The organism is Hymenobacter sp. BT730 (assembly GCF_030542105.1).
Lineage (GTDB): Bacteria > Bacteroidota > Bacteroidia > Cytophagales > Hymenobacteraceae > Hymenobacter.
In genome coordinates this window covers 129,483-147,931 of record NZ_JAUOFB010000004.1, presented here as the reverse complement: position 1 = coordinate 147,931, position 18,449 = coordinate 129,483, and the positions used below count along the sequence as shown (strand labels likewise).

The following is an 18,449-nucleotide window of genomic DNA, read 5'->3' as shown; positions in this document are numbered from 1 at the left end:
CAACCGGCGGACAGGGCACAAAAAAAGAAGCATGCCCTGGGGCATGCTTCTTAACTTCATAGGAAGTTCGCGGTAATTAAGCGCGACGCACTTTAACAGCGCTCAGACCTTTACGGCCTTCTTCCACTTCGAATTCAACTTTATCGTTGTCACGAATTTCGTCGATGAGGCCCGTTACGTGGACAAATACGTCTTGGCCGGTAGCGGCGTCGTTGATGAAACCAAAGCCTTTGGTTTCATTGAAGAATTTTACGGTTCCTGTTGACATGATGCTTAGGAAAGTGGTGAAAATGAAGCAACTGGCAACGGAACTCTACTATTTTTCAACACGGAAGGAATGGTAGTGACACGAGGCATTTTGCCTTTAACAATGTAAACGTACGCCTTTTTTTTGGCTGACCCGTTGTTTGATCAGCATTAGAAGCAGCGTCGAATGACATGGGGGTAACGGGGACACCCTGATTTAGGTTCATATCGGTACAAATACATTCCTAGTAGACAGGCTCTTTGAAGCCAATGCCGCCTTATAACTATTTGATATTTAATATATTATGATAATAATATTTTTAACACTGAGAATTGAGAATCCTTTGTATATCGGCCCGGCTTTTTTTCCATAATACTTTTCGCTGCGCCTAATAAAAAGCAGCAAAGCCACGGCGTATGCTTTACTGTTGCTGACTTTCGTCCTCTACAAAGGATTTAAGCATCTCCAGCATGCCATCATCAATCTCGGGCAAGTAGTCATCTAAAAAATTGGAGCGGTAAGGATTGATATATCCGGAGAGGCGCTCAAAGTTCTCGCCCGAGAGCGGCTGAAACCCCATGGACCAGTCTTTGAACATGCGTGCCTGAATGGGCCCATCGGCGAGGGTATGCACGCGGGTATGCCGATAATCGGCCTGGATTTTAGCGTACACTTCCCGCACTGCTTCCTCCTCGCCTTCCAGCACCTGCACAAAGCTGCCGTTGCCATAGAGTAATAGCCCCGTTATGCCCAGCCGCAGATTATTGGCGCGTGCCTGCTGCAGCAGAAATGTGAGGTCGTCGGTGCTTTGCTGCCCCACGGCATAGCTATGATAAACGATGTGGTGCATAACCTTCAGCCAGTATCCGGCTCTCCCCTGCAGCCAGCCTTGCGTTTTCCTGTTCCGGATTAATAATATACCAACTCAGGGGCAGAAAACCTAGAAAGACCGGCGCTGAGCACACAACTGCCGGGCTTTCCCACCACTCTTCATGGCGCCATTTAAACTGTTTGCACACGCCCGACGCAACACTGAGCGCTGGCTTCGGTTATACCCTTCATTATTCATACTATCTGAACCCTTCATGGAATCACTCACCGGAAAAGTTGCCCTGGTTACGGGCGCGGGAAAAGGAATTGGGCGCGCGGTAGCATTGGCCCTGGCGCAGGAAGGCGCGCACGTGGGGCTGCTGGCCCGCACCGAAAGTCAGCTCAGAGAAGTAGCCCAGCAAATAGAATCCCTGGGCGGAAAAACGGCCGTAGTTACGGCCGATGTAGCCAACCGCGAAGCCGTGGAAGCCGCCGTAGCGCAGGTGAAAGCCCAGTTGGGGCCCATTGATATCCTCATCAACAATGCGGGCATCGGCACTTTTGCCAAGCTGGTAGATATGCCGCCCGCCGAGTGGGAGCATATTGTGCAGGTAAACCTGATGGGCACTTACTACACTACCCGCGCCGTACTGCCGGACATGATTGCGCGCGAAACCGGCGACATCATCAATATTGCCTCCACGGCCGGCCAGCGCGGCGCCGCTACTACCAGCGCCTACAGTGCCTCCAAGTTTGCCATTATGGGCCTTACCGAGTCGCTGATGCAGGAAGTGCGCAAGCAAAATATCCGGGTATCTGCCCTCACGCCCAGCACCGTGGCTACGGACCTGGCCATCAGCAACAACCTCACCGATGGCAACCCCGAGAAAGTAATGCAGCCGGAAGACCTTGCCGAGTTCATCATTGCCCAGCTCAAACTCAACCGCCGCATCTTTATCAAAGAAGCCGGCATGTGGTCTACCAATCCATAGAAAGCGTTTGAATGTGTACAGGGAAAGTCTGTAACCGCCTACTGGGTGGTTACAGACTTTTTTATGTGGCAGGAGCCTGCCTGGTGCGACATGTCAGCGCATCACATGCTTGTTTCGTAAGTTAGACCAGCTGAATAGCTACGGCAACGCGTAGCGCACTCCTGCTGTGTATGGACATCCGCCCCCGCGAACAAGCGCCTAAGTGGCAGCAAAGCGCCTTCCACATCATCTTTGAATCAGACACGCCGGCCGGACGTGCATTTGATATTGTGCTGCTGGCGGCCATTATATTGAGTGTGCTGGCCGTGATGCTTGAAAGCGTGGCCAGCATTGCGGCCCGCTATGGGGCCTATTTGCAGGCCGTAGAGTGGTTTTTTACGGGTGTATTTCTGCTGGAGTATATCATGCGGCTGTTGGTGGTGCGACGCCCACTCGCCTATGCCCTGAGTTGGCTGGGCATTATTGATTTTCTGGCTATAGCGCCCACGCTGGTTTCTTTGCTGGTGCCGGGCAGCCGCTACCTGCTGGTTATCCGCACGCTGCGGCTGCTGCGGGTATTCCGCATTTTTAAGTTGGGCCGCTTTGTGGGCGAGGGCGAGTTTATTACCGCCGCCCTCAAGGCCAGCCGCTTCAAGATTCTGGTATTTCTGACGGCCGTTTCGACCTTAATTATTGTAGTAGGCACCCTCATGTATGTAATTGAGGGGGGAGAGAATGGCTTTACCAGCATTCCGGTGAGCATATACTGGGCCATTGTGACCGTAACAACGGTAGGCTACGGGGACATTTCGCCCGTAACGGTGCTGGGCCAGGCCCTGGCCTCGGTGCTGATGATTCTGGGCTACGCCATAATTGCCGTGCCTACGGGCATTGTATCGGCGCAGATGGCGCAGCCCGCGCCGGCACCTCCGGCCTTTAAACAGATAAGGTGCCACGTGTGCCAGGCCGACGGGCACCGTAACGATGCGGAATTCTGCTGGCACTGCGGGGAGAAGCTCTAAGCAGGTACCCCAGATTGCTTCTTTAACTCTGCCCTTTGCCGGGCATTTTCCCCAATGGCCGTACGCACGGCCAGGCGCAGCTCTATTTCATCCATCACAATGCTGGCCATATCCTGCAGAATCAGCTTTTGGGAATCCGTTAAATAGCGGGGCTTTTTATCCATAATGCAGAAGGTGCCCAGGCTATGGCCATCGTGGGTGGTGAGTGGGGCCGCAGCGTAGAAGGACAGCCCCAGCTCACCGGCCACCAGCGGGTTGGCCATGGTACGCGGATCCTTGCGAGCATCCTCCACAATATAGAGCTCATCTGAAAGAATAGCTGAGGCACACAGGCCGGGCTCCCGGTCTATCTGGGCCACTTCTACGCCGTGGTGCGACTTAAACCAGATGCGGTCAGTATCCACCAGACTGATAATAACAATGGGCATATTAAAGACCTTAGAAGCCAGCGCCGTCATCCGGTCAAAGGTGCCGTCGGCGGGCGTATCCAGGATATCGTAGCGCTTCAGGGCGGTAATGCGGGCGGTTTCCGTTGGATTCTCGGTCATAGCAATGGATGGTTAAGTATTGACTTCCTAGCATAGTGAAGATACCAAATCAAAAACTTCCAAGCACATGACAAACGTTATACTTTCATATACCTATCCTGCCTATTAAGTCTTTACAGACGAGCTTGTTAGCCTATAATACACGTGCTACAGTGTCCTAACAGGAATTTAGACAGATGATACACCGACGAAAAAAAAGCTATTAGCGCAACCACAAAAATCAACTATCCCCAGCCTACCCAACAGCAAGACACCAACCTCAGGGAAATAACGGACATCACCACGCCCCCTAGCCTGCCATTAGACAAGAAATACGGTGACAATACGGGTGAAATGCTGATCTATAGCTGAATGAAGCGGATTACCCCAGGGCCGAATATTAGCCAGACTTTGCATCCTGGGAAGCCTCGGTCGGTACTTCTGTAAAAGTGAGGCGGTTTCCGAAGGGGTCAACAACTTCCATTTCCAGGGCTTGCGCATTCCAGGTGGGCACGTGCAGACCGGGGCGGTTGTAGCGGTAGTCTTTGGCCAGCAACTGCTGATGATATCCGGTCAGATCGGCAAAATCCACTACCCGTACGCGGGCTCCGGGGCTGCAGTCGCCGTGGTGCTCGGAGAGGTTCAGCACTACGCCCGCCATTGATATCTGCAGATAAACGGGCGCCTCCGCCGGCAGATGCGCCCAGTCTACCGTGAAGCCCAGCCAATCGACGTAAAATTCCAGGGCCTTTGCGTAATCGAAAATGCGCAGAATGGGAACGAGCGTGGGCATAGAGAGTGGCTGGAAGAATTAGGCAGTAGTGCCGGTTGGCGCAGTTGCGTGGCTTAAACGCAAGCTACTTGGTTTACCTATGGCTTGCACTTTTCATAACATTCCGGGACGCAGCGCGGTAGTACCGTGCAACGATGTCCGGCTGGGATTTGGCCGGCCTTCGAAGGAGAAATATTCCTCGCCAGCTGACACCCTATTTCTTAACCCATGCCTACTATTCCGGTACCAGGAGAGCAGAAAACTGAAAACACCGCCCACCCAGCTACCATTGTGCTGGCAGGCGCTACCGGGGCTCTGGGGCAACAGATTGCCCAGAATCTGCTGGAACGGGGAGCCAGCGTACGGGCACTGGTGCGTAAAGGAAGCACCAACCCATCCGTTACCGCGTTACGGGAACAAGGCGTTTCCCTGGTGGAGGTTGATTTCAATAACCTGATAGAACTCACGCAAGCCTGTGCTGGCGCAACGTGCGTCGTTTCGGCTTTGTCTGGCTTGCGGGAAGTGATAGTAAGTGCGCAGACGCGGCTGCTCAAGGCAGCCGTGGCAGCCGGCGTGCCGCGCTTTATTCCCTCCGACTACTGCATCGATTTTACCAAGCTCCCCAACGGCAGCAACCGCAACCTGGACCTGCGCCGGGAGTTTGCCGAGGTGCTGGATAAGTCGCCTATTGCGGCTACCTCCATCCTCAACGGCATGTTTACCGACCTGCTCACCGGGCAGGCGCCGGTTATCCTGTTTGGCCTGAAACGGGTGGTGTATTGGGGTGATGCGGACCAGCTCCTGGACTTTACTACTTTGGCTGATACCGCTAAGTTTACTGCCGCGGCCGCCCTGGATGCCACCACGCCCCGTTACCTGCGCGTGGCCGGCGAAGTGGCCAGTATCCGGGATTTGCAGGCCGCTGCCAGTCAGGTAACGGGGCAGCAGTTCAAGCTATTCCGCGTGGGTAGCCTGGGCGCTTTTGGTACCGTCATTAAAATAACCAAAGCCCTGATGCCTGCCAACGACGACGTTTTTCCGCCGTGGCAGGGCATGCAATACTTACACAATATGTTCAGCGGCCTGCCCAAACTGGAGCCGTTGGATAATGCCCGCTACCCGGAAATTCGGTGGACTCCGGTGCGGGAGGTGCTGGCGAAAAAGTAACGCCGGACAGAAAGGTTTTCCGGCTCGCTCCTAAAGCAAGTGGGCGGGGTTATACCGCAACAGCTTATCAAGCAGAAGCAGGCCTGTCCCTTCTGTTTGGCTCCTTTGCGCAGGCTTGCGTATGTTGGCACTGCTAAACCTCCGTCCCGTCTACTTTTTGCATGTTGCATGATGATAAAACCTTTTCTCACAGCGCTGTTCGTTACCTCGGCGCAGCTACTTATAACCGCTCCAGCCAGCGCCCAAACCGACTTCACGCCCACCTGGAGCAAGGGCGTGGTGTGGTACCAGATATTTCCGGAACGCTTCAGCAACGGCGACCCCAGCAACGACCCCAAAGTAACGGATCAGAACGGCGCCTACCCCTTCGACGACACCTCTCCCTTTGAGATTCATCCCTGGCAGAGCGACTGGTACCAGCTGCAGCCCTACGAGCAAAAGAACGGCAAGGACATCTGGTTTAACATCCAGCGCCGGCGCTACGGCGGCGACCTGCAGGGCGTGCTCAATAAGCTGGATTACCTACAAAAGCTAGGCGTGCAGGCCGTGTATCTCACGCCGGTGTTCTGGTCGCCCTCCTCGCACAAGTACGACGCGCTGTGCTACCACCACGTCGACCCCACTTTTGGGCCCGACCCGGACGGTGACAAAAAGCTGATGGCCACGGAAAACCCGCTCAAGCCCGAAACCTGGGTGTGGACCAAGGCCGATATGCTGGTGCTCAAGCTCATTGAGGAAGTGCACAAACGCAAGATGTACATCATCTTCGACGGGGTATTCAACCACCTCGGAGCCAAGAGCTTTGCCTTCCAGGATGTGGAGAAAAACCAGCAGGCCTCTCCCTACGCCGACTGGTTTATGGTGAAAAGCTGGCGCGATGCCTCCAAGGGCACCAGCTTCGAGTACAACGGCTGGTTTGGGGTGAAGACCCTGCCCGAGCTGAAAGAAGACGCCAACGGCATTGTGGCCGGCCCCAAGGAGTACATCTTCAACGCTACCAAGCGCTGGATGAACCCCATGGACAAAGGCGCATCCCACGGCATTGATGGCTGGCGCCTGGACGTGGCCTATGACGTGGGTCACCCCTTCTGGAAAAGCTGGCGCGCCCACGTGCGCAGCATTAACCCGCAGGCGTACATGACGGCCGAGCTGGTGTTTCCGATTGAGCAAACCCGGCCCTACCTGAGCGGCGACGAGTTCGACGCCACCATGAACTACAACTTCGCTTTTGCCGTGCACGACTTCTTCGTGCAGGACGCCACTGCTTCTACAGCCACGCAGTTTGATGCCCGCCTTAAGGAACTGCGCGAAGCCTTCGGGCCGGGCGTGGCCCTGAACATGCAAAACCTGGTAGACAGCCACGATGCCACCCGCATTGGCAGCGCCGTGGCCAACCCCGACGGCAAGAAGTTCGGCGACTGGGGCGCGTATTTTAACTGGAGCCAGAAAAGCAACAACAAGAGCTACAACGCCCGCAAGCCCACCGCTGCTCAGCTGCAAAAGCAGAAGCTGATTGCCGCCTTCCAGATGCTGTACCTGGGCTCGCCCATGATTTTCTACGGCGACGAAGCCGGCCTATGGGGCAGCAACGACCCCGACTGCCGCAAGCCCATGCTCTGGGCCGAGAAAACCTACGACCCCGAAACCTTCAACCCCGACCAAACCCAGCACGATGCCGACCCGGTAGCCTTTAATCTGGAACTGTTTGCCTGGTATCAGCAATTCATCAAGCTCCGCCAGCAGCACCCGGCCCTGCGCCTGGGCACCTTCACTACCCTAGCCACCGATGACGCGCAGAAGCTCTACGCCTTCCGCCGCCAGCAGGGCTCCGACGATGTGCTGGTCATCTTCAACCGTGGCAGCCAACCAGCCACCTTCACCCATGAGGTCCTGACCAGGAACAAATACCGCAACGCCTTAACCAAAAAGAAGGTGAAGCAGGTAACCGTTCCCGCTATGGACGTGCTGGTGTTGAGCAAGAAATAAGGTTGCCTTTTGCGGATTTGGCTGGCTAAGAAAGTCGCTGAATACTGCTTAAAGCGAATTACAAAAGCTCGCTTATATAGAATAAAAGCGCCGCTCCGGTTATCCAGTGCGGCGCTTTTGTTCTGTTTTCATTTGGCTGCTGAGGCCGTACCCTATTCTCCTATTACGCTTCGGCTAGCTTTGGCTGCTGTGGGGCGGTGTAGGTGCGGTGCAGGGCCAGGGCCGAGCATACTACTCCCGCCGCTACCACCAGGGTCCGGAACCAGTTGGTGGTACTCCACTCCTGCCACACGTTTTTCAGCATGACCTGATCAGTGGTGCCGGATTCAAACATGATGGCATTGCGGGGGTAGAAATACTGGAACGTGAGGCCTTCGGCCAGAAAATACAGCAGAAAGGCCCCGATGAGAAACTGACGGGTTTTGCGCCCGCTTTTCCAGAACAGCACCACGCATAGCAGCCCCAGCCCCTGGTTGAGCGGGGAGAAAATCCGGAAGAAATTGCCGGGGTTCGACGCCTTATAGTACTCCCGGGCCACGTCCATGGAATAGGGAATATTATTTCCCCAGGAGGGCGCGTCTACAATGGAGCTGTAGATGTTGGTGAGCATCAGGCCCGATGCCACCACGAGCGAGGCGAAAAGGAAGGTGCGTTTCATAGCGGTAGGTTGTTTGTTTACACAAATATCCTGCGCCCTGAAACCGGGTAATTGTATATATCGGACAACTTTAGTGGAACAAGTGCCCGGGCCGCTGGCTGCGCCGCTGCCGGTAGTTGCCCGGCGGCATGCCAGTAAAATGCCGGAACTCCCGGATAAAGTGCGCCTGATCGTAAAACCCACTTTCCAACCCCACTTCCGTCAGGCTTTTGTTGGGTTGATGCAGGGCCTGCAGCGCACTAAGGTAGCGCCGGTACCCCAGCAAAGCCTCCGCCGACATCCCAAACAGCTCGTGCGCTTTCCGGCTGAGCTGCCGCGGCGAGTAGCACGCCCGGGCAGCCAGCTCCGTAACCGACACGGCCGCAGCCGGACTGCTGAGATATCCGGAAACCACCGCATCCTGCACCGGCACGGCCTTGAGCTGGCGCTGCACCCAGGCCTCTATGAGGGCCCGCCGCTTGGCAAAGGTGCCGGCTTCCGCCAGCTGGCTGGTCAGCGCCTCATAGGCCGGGCTCAGCAACCGCAGATCCGTAAGGCTGTTTAAAAATTCGCCGGCGGGCACCTTCAGCAGCTTTCTGACGGCCAGCGGCGTAAGCTGCACTCCAAACAACGCCTGCGCTGGCGGCGCCTGCAGCTGCAATGGCCGGGTGGCGAGGCCGCTGATAAAGCACGAAGACGTGGGCTGTACCTGGGCTTCCGGCCCCACCGCAACCTGCAGCGTGCCGGCAAAGCTGAAAATCAACTCAATAATTCCTTTCGGCAGAATGGTTTCCTGCTGATGCGCGGGCATCCCCTCCACTTGCCACATAGCAGCAACGTAGGGGGCCACCTCAGTGTGGGCGCAGGAGCAGTAGTGTGCTTCCATCGGTCAGGCGGGTAGCTGCCCTTGGCTGGCCTTGATAGTTAATGCGGCACGAACATATTGACTAACTAATATAATAAGTATCAGAACAATACGGCTGTATGCCACCTCCTGGCGCGGCCACCAAACTCGTGCAAGGAGGTAGCATTATTTCCCCAAAGTCTGCAGGTAGCGCGCAGGAATGGGCAAGCCTTGCAGGCGGTTGGTCATGGCAAACAGAATGAGCAGCGCCACCACTACCCCCGCGCCGCCAATACTCAGCGCCTGCCGACGCGCGCTTGCTTCACCCCAAAGACGAGTGCCTTTTTGATAGTGTAGGCTGGCTATGTGCAGAAAGACGGCCGTCACCCCCAGAAAGTAATACGGGATGAAGAACAGGCTAAACGGAAAGGTATTGATGCCCGCCGCCGCGAAGTACAGATTTGTATCGAGCCCAAACCAGGCCCGCCCCGTGAGTACCGCGCCGGTATGCACCAGCAGAAAGAAAGCGAGGTACAAGCCAGAGAAAATCTGAATCCGGCCCGCTAGCGGCCGCTGCGGCTGACTGCGGCTGTGCCAATACAAGCGCAGGCCCGTGAAAACCTGCCCCGCTACGGCCAGCAGCAAGCCTGTTTCCACCACCGGGTTGCGGTACACCACGCGCAGTGCTGCCATGGTAGCCAGGTGCGCCGACACACTCCACAACGCCACCAAATGGTTGCCGAGGTGAGCCAGGATAAAAACCGACAGCAGCAGGCCGGTCCAATAATGGTAGGTATGGAGAGCGGAACGCATAAGCCGTTGAGAAGATTAACGGCCTCAATATTAGCTCAGGTTTATATTTATTCCCCGCTGGGGCAGCAATTGAAATATAACCCCGCCCTAATGTCAGGCATGAGTAGCAAGTTCGCGCCTGGGTATAGCGCTGGATTTTCCAAGGGCCAGTCGCAGACTAAAGAGCGACAATAACAGCGTAATGGGCGTGAAAATCATCTTTTCGACCTCGTTTTTCGACAGCAGATTACCCAGGGTGTTCAGCAAAAACAGCCCAAACATGATCCACAGCGCCGTCTTTATCAGTCCAGGATGGATGCGCACCTCTAGCAGGCCAGCTTTTACTGCCACCACGCCTAACATTACCAGGTTTATTGCCACCGATATAGTTTCGAAGGTCAGCATCTGGGCCTGATCTTTCATTCTACCGCCCCACACAATGCCGAAGGGAATCACGCCGGTGATAATCAACGCGTGGAACATCAATGTCAGTGCAATAAGGAGTAGCAAGGCATACGCGGTGAAGCGTTCGGTCAGCAGCAGTTTCATGAGGCAGGGAAAAGTAGTGTGGAGGGCGGAACAATAATACCGGAACGGCCCGAATGATACGCCCTGAGTGGCAAGCAGCAGAAAAAAAGCGCCGTCTGAGTTTCCCCAGACGGCGCGGTATCGAATTCGTATTACCTGGGAGCTGTTTCGGCTGCGCTCAGCATAACGGCTTAAATAGTCGGTTTTCAGCCGCCAGCTACCCAGCCGTCAGTTACTGCAGCTTGATGCCTTGCGCCGCCATGGCCTGTTCCTGCTGGGCGTGGTTGCCCTGGAACTCGGTGTGCTGGGCATCCGTGCGCTGGGTACCCAGGCTGGCCAGGTTCTCGCGCAACTTGTCAGCTGGCATATCGGCGCCGTATGCGGGGGAGCCGGGCTGCTGCCGCCACGATTCGCGCAACGTGCCGGCGTCCACGGCGTCGAAGCCCAGTTCCTCCACCAGGGCTATTACTTTCTGCTTGGCGGCGGCATCGTCGCCGGCTACGGGCAGGGAGATACGGCCGGGCGTGCCAGCGGGCTGGCCCTTCTGCTCGAGGTGGTGGGCGTAGATGTTGTTAAACACCTTCACCACCGAGCGGCCCAGATGCTGTTGCACCCACTCGCTTTCGGTCAGGGCGCCGCTTTCCAGCTCCGGAATCCGGCCGTCGCGCAGCTGCGGGTAGTAATTGCTCGTGTCGATGACGGGCACGTCGGCGGCCACGCCCTCGAACAGGTCTTTGGGCAGATCGGGAATGTTTTTCAGCGGAATGGTTACCACGATGAGGTCACTGCCGTGACGGGCTGCTTCCTTGGCCGTTACGGGAGTAGCGCCGGTTTTCCGGGCTAAGTCCTGCAGCGTCTCGGGGCCGCGGGAGTTGGCAATGTATACTTTATGGCCGAGGCTGGTGAGCCGCACGGCAAGGGCGCTGCCGATATGGCCGGCGCCAATGATTCCGATGTTCATAACAGGGATAGTTTGTATGGTTTGCGCGGCGGCACTGCACCGCCGCAGGGTAGTAAACAGCGGAAGTGGGGAATTGCTTTTTGGACGGGTAGATGGTGAGGGTTAGCTTATGGCTTATGCCTACCTATGACTAGCAGTTGCATCCACCTTTTTAGAATGAACAGCGCCGCCTGAGGAAACACAGGCAGCGCTGGCATTAAGATGCCATTTGGTAAATCCCAGAGCTACAAGCAATACAATCATCAGATATACCTACGGCTAGCATCTGCAATATCGAATTCATAAGGATCTTCTTGATTATATGTCACCGTTACAGTAGCTCCTTTTGGATAACGAGGTATAGCAAAAGATACTCCATATACAGATTCTGCTTCAATTGTCTTCCCATTCTGAGTCACAAATCGAACAATAGGACGCACAGTTGTTGTCCTTCCCCAGTTTATCTTATTGCGCACAATTAGACCTTGCACACGTACACCATGTGTCTGCATTCTGTCATGGTGACGCTTCGCTCCTCGGTAGGCAAATACCAGGATTGCGGCCATTATGCCAAAAACAAAAACTGCGAAGGGGTTTAACTCAAAGCCCATACGTTCCTAGCTTATTACACTAATTTTTTAATACCCGTAATCTTCACCCCGTACTCCTTGGCTACCTGCTGCGCCAGCAGGTAAAGGAGTACGGGGTGAAATAAGCACATGTCTGATTTCAGACTACTGTAGTGTTAACCTTGGAGAATGGCACCGTCGAAGGCAATTACTTCTGACGATTTGAAGTGGGATTGCGGCCAATAAGGTAAACACCCAGAATTATTAGCGGAAAAAACACAATCCATGATAATTTACCCACAACCTTAGGAACAGCAGGTTCAGCAAAGCAGACTAGAAACAGAAGGAAGTCGCCTATTATTAGTGCAATGCCTCCTATGATTTCCCAAGTTTTTTTGTTCACGATACACCCGGAATCTTCACCCCGCGCTCCTCAGCTACCTGCTGAGCCAGCTCGTAGCCCGCATCCGCGTGACGGAAGACGCCCATGCCGGGGTCGGTGGTGAGCACGCGGCGCAGGCGCTCGGCTTTTTCGGGGGTGCCGGTGGCCACGATGACCATACCCGCGTGAGTGCTGTTGCCGATGCCCACGCCGCCGCCGTTGTGGATGGATACCCAGTCGGCGCCGGAGGCCGTGTTGGCCAGGGCGTTGAGCAGGGGCCAGTCGGCTACGGCGTCGGAGCCGTCCTTCATCCCTTCGGTTTCGCGGTTGGGCGAGGCCACTGAGCCGCAGTCGAGATGGTCGCGGCCGATGACGATGGGGGCCGATACTTCGCCGCGGGCCACCAGGTCGTTGATAACCAGGCCGAACTTTTCCCGCTCGCCGTAGCCCAGCCAGCACACACGGGCGGGCAGGCCGATGAAGGGCACCTTGGCCTGGGCCTTCTCAATCCAGCGGGCCAGCATCTTGTTGTCGGGGAAGGTTTCCAGCAGGGCGCAGTCTATGCGTAGGATGTCCTGCGGGTCGCCGGAGAGGGCGGCCCAGCGGAAGGGGCCTTTGCCCTCGCAGAACAGCGGGCGGATGTAGCCGGGCACGAAACCGGGGTACAGGAACTGGCCGTGCTCGTCGCGCACTTTAAGGCCGCCTTTTTCGGCCTGGCCGCGCAGGTTGTTGCCGTAATCGAGGGCCACGGCGCCGGCGGCCTGCATATCAATAATGGCCTGGCAATGCTTCACAATGGACTGCAGGGCCTGGCGCTTGAACTCCTCGGGGTTATCCTTGCGCAATTGCAGCACCTGGTCAATGCCGCCCTCAGGAATGTAGTCCATCAGGTCGTGGGCCGAGGTCTGGTCGGTCACGATGTCGACGTGGTAGCCGCGCTGCAGCAGCTCGGGCAGCACGGTGGCGGCGTTGCCGGTCAGGCCGATGCTCCAGCCTTTGCGCGCCTGCTTATACTGCTCGCATAGCTCCAGGGCGTGGTTCAGGTCGCGGGCCTGCTCGTCGAGGTAGCCTTCCTGCACCTTCTGCTTCACGCGGGCGTCAATGGGCTCGATGACCAGGCACACGCCGTCATTCATCGTCACGGCCAGCGGCTGAGCGCCGCTCATGCCACCGAGGCCGGCCGTAACGGTGACGGTGCCGGCCAGCGTGCCGTTGAAGTGCTTATCGCCCACCGCGGCGAAGGTTTCATAAGTACCCTGCAGAATGCCCTGGGTGGCAATATAAATCCAGGAGCCGGCCGTCATCTGCCCGTACATCATCAGGCCCAGCTTATCCAGCTCATCAAAATATTCCTGGGTACTCCAGGCGGGCACCAGGTTGCTATTGGCAATGAGCACGCGCGGGGCGTGGGCCCAGGTGCGAATCACGCCCACCGCCTTACCCGACTGCACCAGCATGGTTTCGTCGGCTTCCAGATTTTTGAGGGTGCGCACAATGGTCTGGTACTCCTTCCAGTTGCGGGCCGCGCGGCCGGCACCGCCGTACACAATCAGCTCATCATACACCAGGCTCACGGCTGGGTCGAGGTTGTTTTCCAGCATGCGCAGAGCGGCTTCAGCTTCCCAGGTTTTGCAGCGCAGGGTGTTGCCGTGCATGGCCTTTACCGTTTCCTCGGGCTTGTACTCGTAGTACATGGGTCGGGTGGCTGGTTTGCTCGCTTCCGAGGATTGGCTGTTGGCTTCGAGGTTGAGTTCGGGGGTTTCCAGGGCAGAGTGCGGCATGGGTGGGAAAGCTAATGTTGGGTGTTGAGTGGAGCGGCGAAGATATTGGTTTTCGGCGGGTGGCAACGGGCTTTTTAACCAGGCCAGCCGCTTCGTATTAATTGCCTTACCTGCTTATAAATGCACTGAAAACGAGTTCTGATTGGGGCATTATACCGCTCTGAAACAGCATAAATGAGTCAAAGCCACATTGATTTTATTCCATTCGGTGCTGCTCAGTGACGAGCTTACCACAGCATGAACATAATTATATTATAGTTGTCTCTGAATTAGTTACGTACTCCCCACTTAGTATTAAGGCTGCTTACCAGCGGCTACAACCAACCCTATACTTCACTCTATTCTTTAGCCCTCCGATGAAAAAGCATTTGATTCTCAGCCTGTCTTTAGTTGCAGCCTCATTAGCCTTTACCTCGTGCGGTAACGACCGGGCAGGTAACGAAACCCGGGACGTTGGCACTGGCGTCAACGAAGCCAATACCACCTCAGCCACATCCATTGACCCTGCCTTAAATACCGATACCAGCACCCTGAGCACCACTACCACAACGGGTACGGGCGGCTCAACGGCGGGTGGCACTACCGCCGGGGGCGGTACTACTACCGCAGGCACCACTACAGGTAGCACCACAACTGGCACTACGGCTGGAAGCACTACCTCCGGCGGTACTACTGGGGCTGGGTCAACAGGTGGTGGCACTTCGGGCACAGGCTCTACCACTGGCCGCTAACCCGGTTCTGCTTACTAAATCCGATAAAGCCCTTTGCAATCTGCAGAGGGCTTTTCTTTTCGAGGAACGTTCATGGCAAGGGGCTTATCAGCTTTAACCGATGTCAGAAATCGGAGACACCCCTCCGGACAAACCAAGTGCATGGGCATCAGCAGAGGCACCTGACTGCGAATGATTTGCGTAGGAATATTATTGCGCCATCACTTCACACAATCTTTCCTATGGAACAGGTAGCTGCTGGCATTACCCAGCTTCGCATTCAGCGTTTTGTGAATCTGTATTTTGTGGAAACCGGCGAGCCGGGCGAATGGGTGCTGATAGATACCGGCCTGCCGGGCAGCGAGGGCACCATTAAAAAAGCTGCCGCCAAGCTATTTGGAGACGAGAGCAAGCCCAAAGCCATATTTCTGACGCACGGGCACATGGACCATGCCGGCTCTGCGCTGGCCCTGGCCGAGTATTGGCAGGTACCCATTCATGCGCACGCGCTGGAAATGCCGTTCCTGACCGGCCGGGCCGTATACCCGCCCGCCGACCCTACCGTGGGGGGCTCCCTGGCCTTTGTATCCCGGTTTTTCCCGCCCCAGTCTTTTCAGTTTGATGGCCACGTGCAGGCCCTGGCCCCCGACCTGCATGAGCCGCCGTTTATGCCCGGCTGGCAGTGCATACACGTGCCCGGCCACGCCCCCGGGCAGGTAGCCTTTTTCCGCCACCAAGATGCCACCCTGCTAGGTGGTGATGCCTTTGCCACCACCGACCATGACTCGGTACCGGCTATTCTGCTGGGCCTGCCGCGCATCAGCCGCGCCGGCACCCCTATTACCTTCGATTGGCAGGCCTCCTGGCAATCGGTGGCGAAGCTGGCCCACCTGCGGCCCAATGCCATTGGGTGCGGGCACGGCCCGGTGATGCGCGGCCCCCACGTAGCCGATGAGCTGCTGGAATTCGCCACGCACTTCCCTATTCCCAAGCATGGCCGCTACGTAAATCACCCGGCCCGCACCGATGAAAACGGCGTAGAATATCTTCCCCCTGCTCCGCCCGATCCGCTACCCGCGCAGCTGGTTCTGGCGGGCAGCGTGGCCGCTTTGGTAGCCTCTGCCGTGTGGTGGTCTTCCCGGCGGCGCGTGAGGACCACGCAGCATGAATGGGCCCTATAAACAAGAAAAGGCCCGCCGGAACGTTCCGGCGGGCCTTTTTATATATCAACAGTAATTAGCTATTGCTGATTGACTTTGATTCCGCCATTGGTGGTAACGGCTTTCACCTGAGCACCGCCCTGGCCGAGGCTGGCCGTAATTTCTTTGCTCATCATGCCGGTTTTAGTCACGGGCAGGTCGCCGCTGATTCCGCCCATGTTGGTGCTGGTGTACAGCTGAGCCGAATAATTTTTAGGCAGCTCCCAGGTAATGCCGCCATTGGTGGTGGAAACATCCAGGCCTTTGCCTTCCCACTTGGTGCCGGCCAGCTTGATGTGCAGGCCGCCGTTGGTGGTGTTGCCTTTCACGTAGCCCGCCACGTTGTTCAGGGAAATACCGCCATTCACCGCGTCAAACTGAATGTTGGACCGCATATCATCAATGCGAATACCACCATTCACCGTGTTCATGGCCAGGGAAGTCTGGCGGGGTACAAATACCTCATAGCTTACCGCCCAGTTATCTCCCAGCGGACTGGAAGGCCCTTCAGCGCGGAGCTTGTCGTTTTTGGTGGTGATGCTGATTGAGGAAGCCCGCTTGCGTGCCTCTTCTTCTGATTTAGCCCAGGTAGTTACAATGGCCCGCACCCGCACGTCATTCCCATCCCAACCGTGTACCGTAATGCCGCCATTGGCCCGGCCATCAATCGTGAGCGTTGCCGACGAAGCTGGCGCCGCCATAGTCAGGTCGCGGGTTTCGCAGAACTGCTTATTGGAGCCAGAGGAGTTTTTATCGTGGCAGGTGCTGGTGAAGGCAGGGGCCGTTTGGGCCGTGGCAGAAAAGGCGGCAAGGCCGAGCAGCAAAGCGAAGCAGGTAGTTTTCATAGCAAAGTAGTAGGGTAAGAAGTGAATATGGGGCCCAGGATTAAAGGACTTCGTTGCTATAGATTGTATTCGCTCTTAAACCGTTGCCTGCCTTTTCATTTTTATCAGAATTTTTATGGTGGCTGAAGGATATAACAATCCATTACTTCCCTTAAATGGGAGGCAGTTTCTGGCTTTTGGCTGTGCGGCTGGCTACACCGGTCAGGTATGCGGTAATGATGGTGGCAGCTAAGCGGGCCGTTTGGTTGTCACGGTCGAAAATGGGGTTGAACTCCACTACTTCGAAAAGGCGCACAAAGGCGTTCTGGCCGGCCATGAAAGCGGCTTCAACCGCCTGGCGCGGAGTGAAGCCGTCGGCGCTGGGTGCCGACACCGCGGGAGCATAAGCCTCTGCTACCCCATCTATATCAAAGCTCACAAAGGCCGGGCCAGTGGCCGTGGCCTGGTGTAGGGCTTCCCGCATGGCAGCCTCCATTCCACCCTGCTGCACCAGCGCCAGCGGCACAATGTGCGCCTGCTGCGTGCGCAGAAACTCTATATCCTCCCGGGTATTCAGGTTGGAATGCAGCCCCAGCTCCGTAAACCGGGAGCCATCCAACTGACCTTCGCGCAGCAATTTGCCGAAGGGAGTGCCACTGCTGATGAGGTCGGGCTTGTGCTTTACATCGGCGTGCGCGTCCAGATTTATACCGCCTACGGGCTTTTCTCCTTCGGCGTGAAAGAGGCCGCGCACAGTGCTGTAGGTGCCATCGTGGGAGCCACCCAGCACCACCACCAGCGGGTACAGTTGCAGCAGCTCCGCCAAGCGCTGACGGATGGTTTCGTGGTTGGCGGCGTGGTCTGGGTGGCGCAGGGGCAGGTTGCCGGCATCAGCAATGCGCAGGTGGTCCAGGGAGACGTCGTGCTCCAGGTTGTAGGTTTTATGGTAGCGGCGCAGCTCCCGGCGAATGGCATCGGGGGCGCCGGAAGCGCCGGCACGGCCGCCTTCCAGCACAGTACCAAAATCGAGGGGTAAGCCTACCAGGCACACGTCGGCCTGGGGCAGCTCGGCAGCGGGACGGATGAGTTCACGGAGAAAAGTGGGCATGGGTCAAATATATCATACCGAAGCGGCTCCTGACACTATCCACGCGGGGCCCATGTACTATCTTTGGGTATGATGCGTATTCTACTTCTGGCTCTCGGCAGCCTGTTTCTCCTGCCTGCTGCTTCGGCCCAGGCCCAGCAGCGTACCAAATACGTGGCCCGGCCTACTCCTTCGTTCTTCACTACCTACTCGTATCTCAGCTACGCTATTTTGGATAAAGCTACCAGTCCGGACCCCATGCCGGCCCGGGGCGTAGGTGGCACGCTCACGCTCCGCCCCGATGGCACCTACCAGAAGCGCCTGACGCTGGCCATGAACGGCGGCACCATGCCCTTCGACCAGGACGGCCGCTTTACGTTTTCCGGCAACCGTATCAGCTTTTCCTATACTGATAAGAAAGGGCAGCCCCGCACCGATGAAGGCACTTTTCAGCTGCGCAATGGGCTATTAACCATTACCCTGCAGGGCTATCCGGCCAGCAACCAGAGCGTGTACACGCTGCGGCAGCAGTAACCTGCCGGTTGCTATGGGGCCTGCGTTGCGCCTGCCCGGGCTTTCTGCTAACTTGCGGCCCTTTCGGCCCTAACTGGCCTTCTTACCTAGTTTACCCACTCACCTAATCACCTTTTATAT

The 18,449-nt window shown here is 56.6% G+C and carries 20 protein-coding genes; 7 read left to right on the top strand and 13 right to left on the bottom strand.

All coding sequences use genetic code 11. The features are described from left to right. Window positions 1–76 precede the first annotated feature (76 nt). Both Q4G72_RS13295 and Q4G72_RS13290 read right to left on the bottom strand, forming a co-directional pair. Window positions 77–268, bottom strand: coding sequence for a cold-shock protein (locus tag Q4G72_RS13295; protein WP_044514260.1), 192 nt, complete (start codon window positions 266–268; stop codon window positions 77–79). A 400-nt stretch (window positions 269–668) separates the two neighbouring features. Then, window positions 669–1,097 carry a BLUF domain-containing protein gene (locus tag Q4G72_RS13290; protein ID WP_303311918.1) on the bottom strand — a complete coding sequence of 143 codons (429 nt, stop codon included), beginning with the start codon at window positions 1,095–1,097 and terminating at the stop codon, window positions 669–671. A 235-nt stretch (window positions 1,098–1,332) separates the two neighbouring features. On the opposite strand from Q4G72_RS13290, the gene Q4G72_RS13285 reads away from it, so the two are divergent. After that, window positions 1,333–2,049 carry a 3-ketoacyl-ACP reductase gene (locus tag Q4G72_RS13285; RefSeq protein ID WP_303311917.1) on the top strand — a complete coding sequence of 239 codons (717 nt, stop codon included), beginning with the start codon at window positions 1,333–1,335 and terminating at the stop codon, window positions 2,047–2,049. A gap of 170 nt (window positions 2,050–2,219) precedes the next feature. Continuing rightward, the gene (locus Q4G72_RS13280) at window positions 2,220–3,050 is read left to right on the top strand and encodes an ion transporter (protein ID WP_303311916.1); all 831 of its coding nucleotides are present in this window, start codon (window positions 2,220–2,222) and stop codon (window positions 3,048–3,050) included. Here the strand turns inward: Q4G72_RS13280 and Q4G72_RS13275 are convergent. Next, window positions 3,047–3,598 (bottom strand): GAF domain-containing protein, encoded by a 552-nt coding sequence (locus Q4G72_RS13275; protein ID WP_303311915.1) that lies wholly within the window; start codon window positions 3,596–3,598, stop codon window positions 3,047–3,049. The genes Q4G72_RS13280 and Q4G72_RS13275 overlap by 4 nt on opposite strands. Window positions 3,599–3,977: 379 nt before the next feature. Next, window positions 3,978–4,370, bottom strand: a complete 393-nt coding sequence (locus Q4G72_RS13270; protein ID WP_303311914.1) for a glyoxalase superfamily protein — start codon at window positions 4,368–4,370, stop codon at window positions 3,978–3,980. A gap of 207 nt (window positions 4,371–4,577) precedes the next feature. On the opposite strand from Q4G72_RS13270, the gene Q4G72_RS13265 reads away from it, so the two are divergent. Further along, window positions 4,578–5,516: an NmrA family NAD(P)-binding protein gene (locus Q4G72_RS13265; RefSeq protein WP_303311913.1), complete on the top strand. Its 939-nt coding sequence runs from the start codon at window positions 4,578–4,580 to the stop codon at window positions 5,514–5,516. Window positions 5,517–5,684: 168 nt separating this feature from the next. Then, window positions 5,685–7,502: a glycoside hydrolase family 13 protein gene (locus Q4G72_RS13260; RefSeq protein WP_303311912.1), complete on the top strand. Its 1,818-nt coding sequence runs from the start codon at window positions 5,685–5,687 to the stop codon at window positions 7,500–7,502. 163 nt (window positions 7,503–7,665) lie between these two features. Here Q4G72_RS13260 and Q4G72_RS13255 read toward each other — a convergent pair whose 3' ends face one another. The 7 genes from Q4G72_RS13255 to hutU all read right to left on the bottom strand — a co-directional run bounded on the left by Q4G72_RS13255 (window position 7,666) and on the right by hutU (window position 13,975). Next, window positions 7,666–8,160 (bottom strand): anthrone oxygenase family protein, encoded by a 495-nt coding sequence (locus tag Q4G72_RS13255; protein WP_303311911.1) that lies wholly within the window; start codon window positions 8,158–8,160, stop codon window positions 7,666–7,668. Window positions 8,161–8,230: 70 nt separating this feature from the next. Beyond that, on the bottom strand, window positions 8,231–9,025 hold the full coding sequence (locus Q4G72_RS13250; protein WP_303311910.1) for a helix-turn-helix domain-containing protein: 795 nt from the start codon (window positions 9,023–9,025) through the stop codon (window positions 8,231–8,233). A gap of 144 nt (window positions 9,026–9,169) precedes the next feature. Continuing rightward, window positions 9,170–9,796 carry a succinate dehydrogenase/fumarate reductase transmembrane subunit gene (locus Q4G72_RS13245; protein ID WP_303311909.1) on the bottom strand — a complete coding sequence of 209 codons (627 nt, stop codon included), beginning with the start codon at window positions 9,794–9,796 and terminating at the stop codon, window positions 9,170–9,172. 93 nt (window positions 9,797–9,889) lie between these two features. Further along, the gene (locus Q4G72_RS13240; RefSeq protein WP_303311908.1) at window positions 9,890–10,324 is read right to left on the bottom strand and encodes a hypothetical protein; all 435 of its coding nucleotides are present in this window, start codon (window positions 10,322–10,324) and stop codon (window positions 9,890–9,892) included. 211 nt (window positions 10,325–10,535) lie between these two features. Next, window positions 10,536–11,282, bottom strand: a complete 747-nt coding sequence (locus Q4G72_RS13235) for an NADPH-dependent F420 reductase (RefSeq protein ID WP_303312006.1) — start codon at window positions 11,280–11,282, stop codon at window positions 10,536–10,538. Window positions 11,283–11,506: 224 nt separating this feature from the next. Beyond that, window positions 11,507–11,755 carry a DUF3592 domain-containing protein gene (locus Q4G72_RS17900; protein ID WP_502213682.1) on the bottom strand — a complete coding sequence of 83 codons (249 nt, stop codon included), beginning with the start codon at window positions 11,753–11,755 and terminating at the stop codon, window positions 11,507–11,509. A 456-nt stretch (window positions 11,756–12,211) separates the two neighbouring features. Next, window positions 12,212–13,975, bottom strand: a complete 1,764-nt coding sequence (gene hutU, locus Q4G72_RS13230) for a urocanate hydratase (RefSeq protein WP_303311907.1) — start codon at window positions 13,973–13,975, stop codon at window positions 12,212–12,214. Between the two features lie 356 nt (window positions 13,976–14,331). Between hutU and Q4G72_RS13225 the strand changes: the two genes are divergently transcribed. Together Q4G72_RS13225 and Q4G72_RS13220 are read left to right on the top strand one after the other, a co-directional pair. After that, the gene (locus Q4G72_RS13225) at window positions 14,332–14,706 is read left to right on the top strand and encodes a hypothetical protein (RefSeq protein ID WP_303311906.1); all 375 of its coding nucleotides are present in this window, start codon (window positions 14,332–14,334) and stop codon (window positions 14,704–14,706) included. A gap of 221 nt (window positions 14,707–14,927) precedes the next feature. Continuing rightward, a complete protein-coding gene (locus Q4G72_RS13220) occupies window positions 14,928–15,866 on the top strand; it encodes an MBL fold metallo-hydrolase (protein WP_303311905.1) in 939 nt (312 codons plus the stop codon). A gap of 59 nt (window positions 15,867–15,925) precedes the next feature. Here Q4G72_RS13220 and Q4G72_RS13215 read toward each other — a convergent pair whose 3' ends face one another. Together Q4G72_RS13215 and Q4G72_RS13210 are read right to left on the bottom strand one after the other, a co-directional pair. Next, window positions 15,926–16,729 (bottom strand): DUF4097 family beta strand repeat-containing protein, encoded by an 804-nt coding sequence (locus Q4G72_RS13215; protein ID WP_303311904.1) that lies wholly within the window; start codon window positions 16,727–16,729, stop codon window positions 15,926–15,928. Between the two features lie 151 nt (window positions 16,730–16,880). Further along, window positions 16,881–17,816, bottom strand: a complete 936-nt coding sequence (locus Q4G72_RS13210) for an arginase family protein (protein WP_303311903.1) — start codon at window positions 17,814–17,816, stop codon at window positions 16,881–16,883. A gap of 69 nt (window positions 17,817–17,885) precedes the next feature. Here Q4G72_RS13210 and Q4G72_RS13205 point away from each other — a divergent pair, with 69 nt between their 5' ends. Beyond that, window positions 17,886–18,329 carry a hypothetical protein gene (locus Q4G72_RS13205; RefSeq protein WP_303311902.1) on the top strand — a complete coding sequence of 148 codons (444 nt, stop codon included), beginning with the start codon at window positions 17,886–17,888 and terminating at the stop codon, window positions 18,327–18,329. Window positions 18,330–18,449 lie beyond the last annotated feature (120 nt).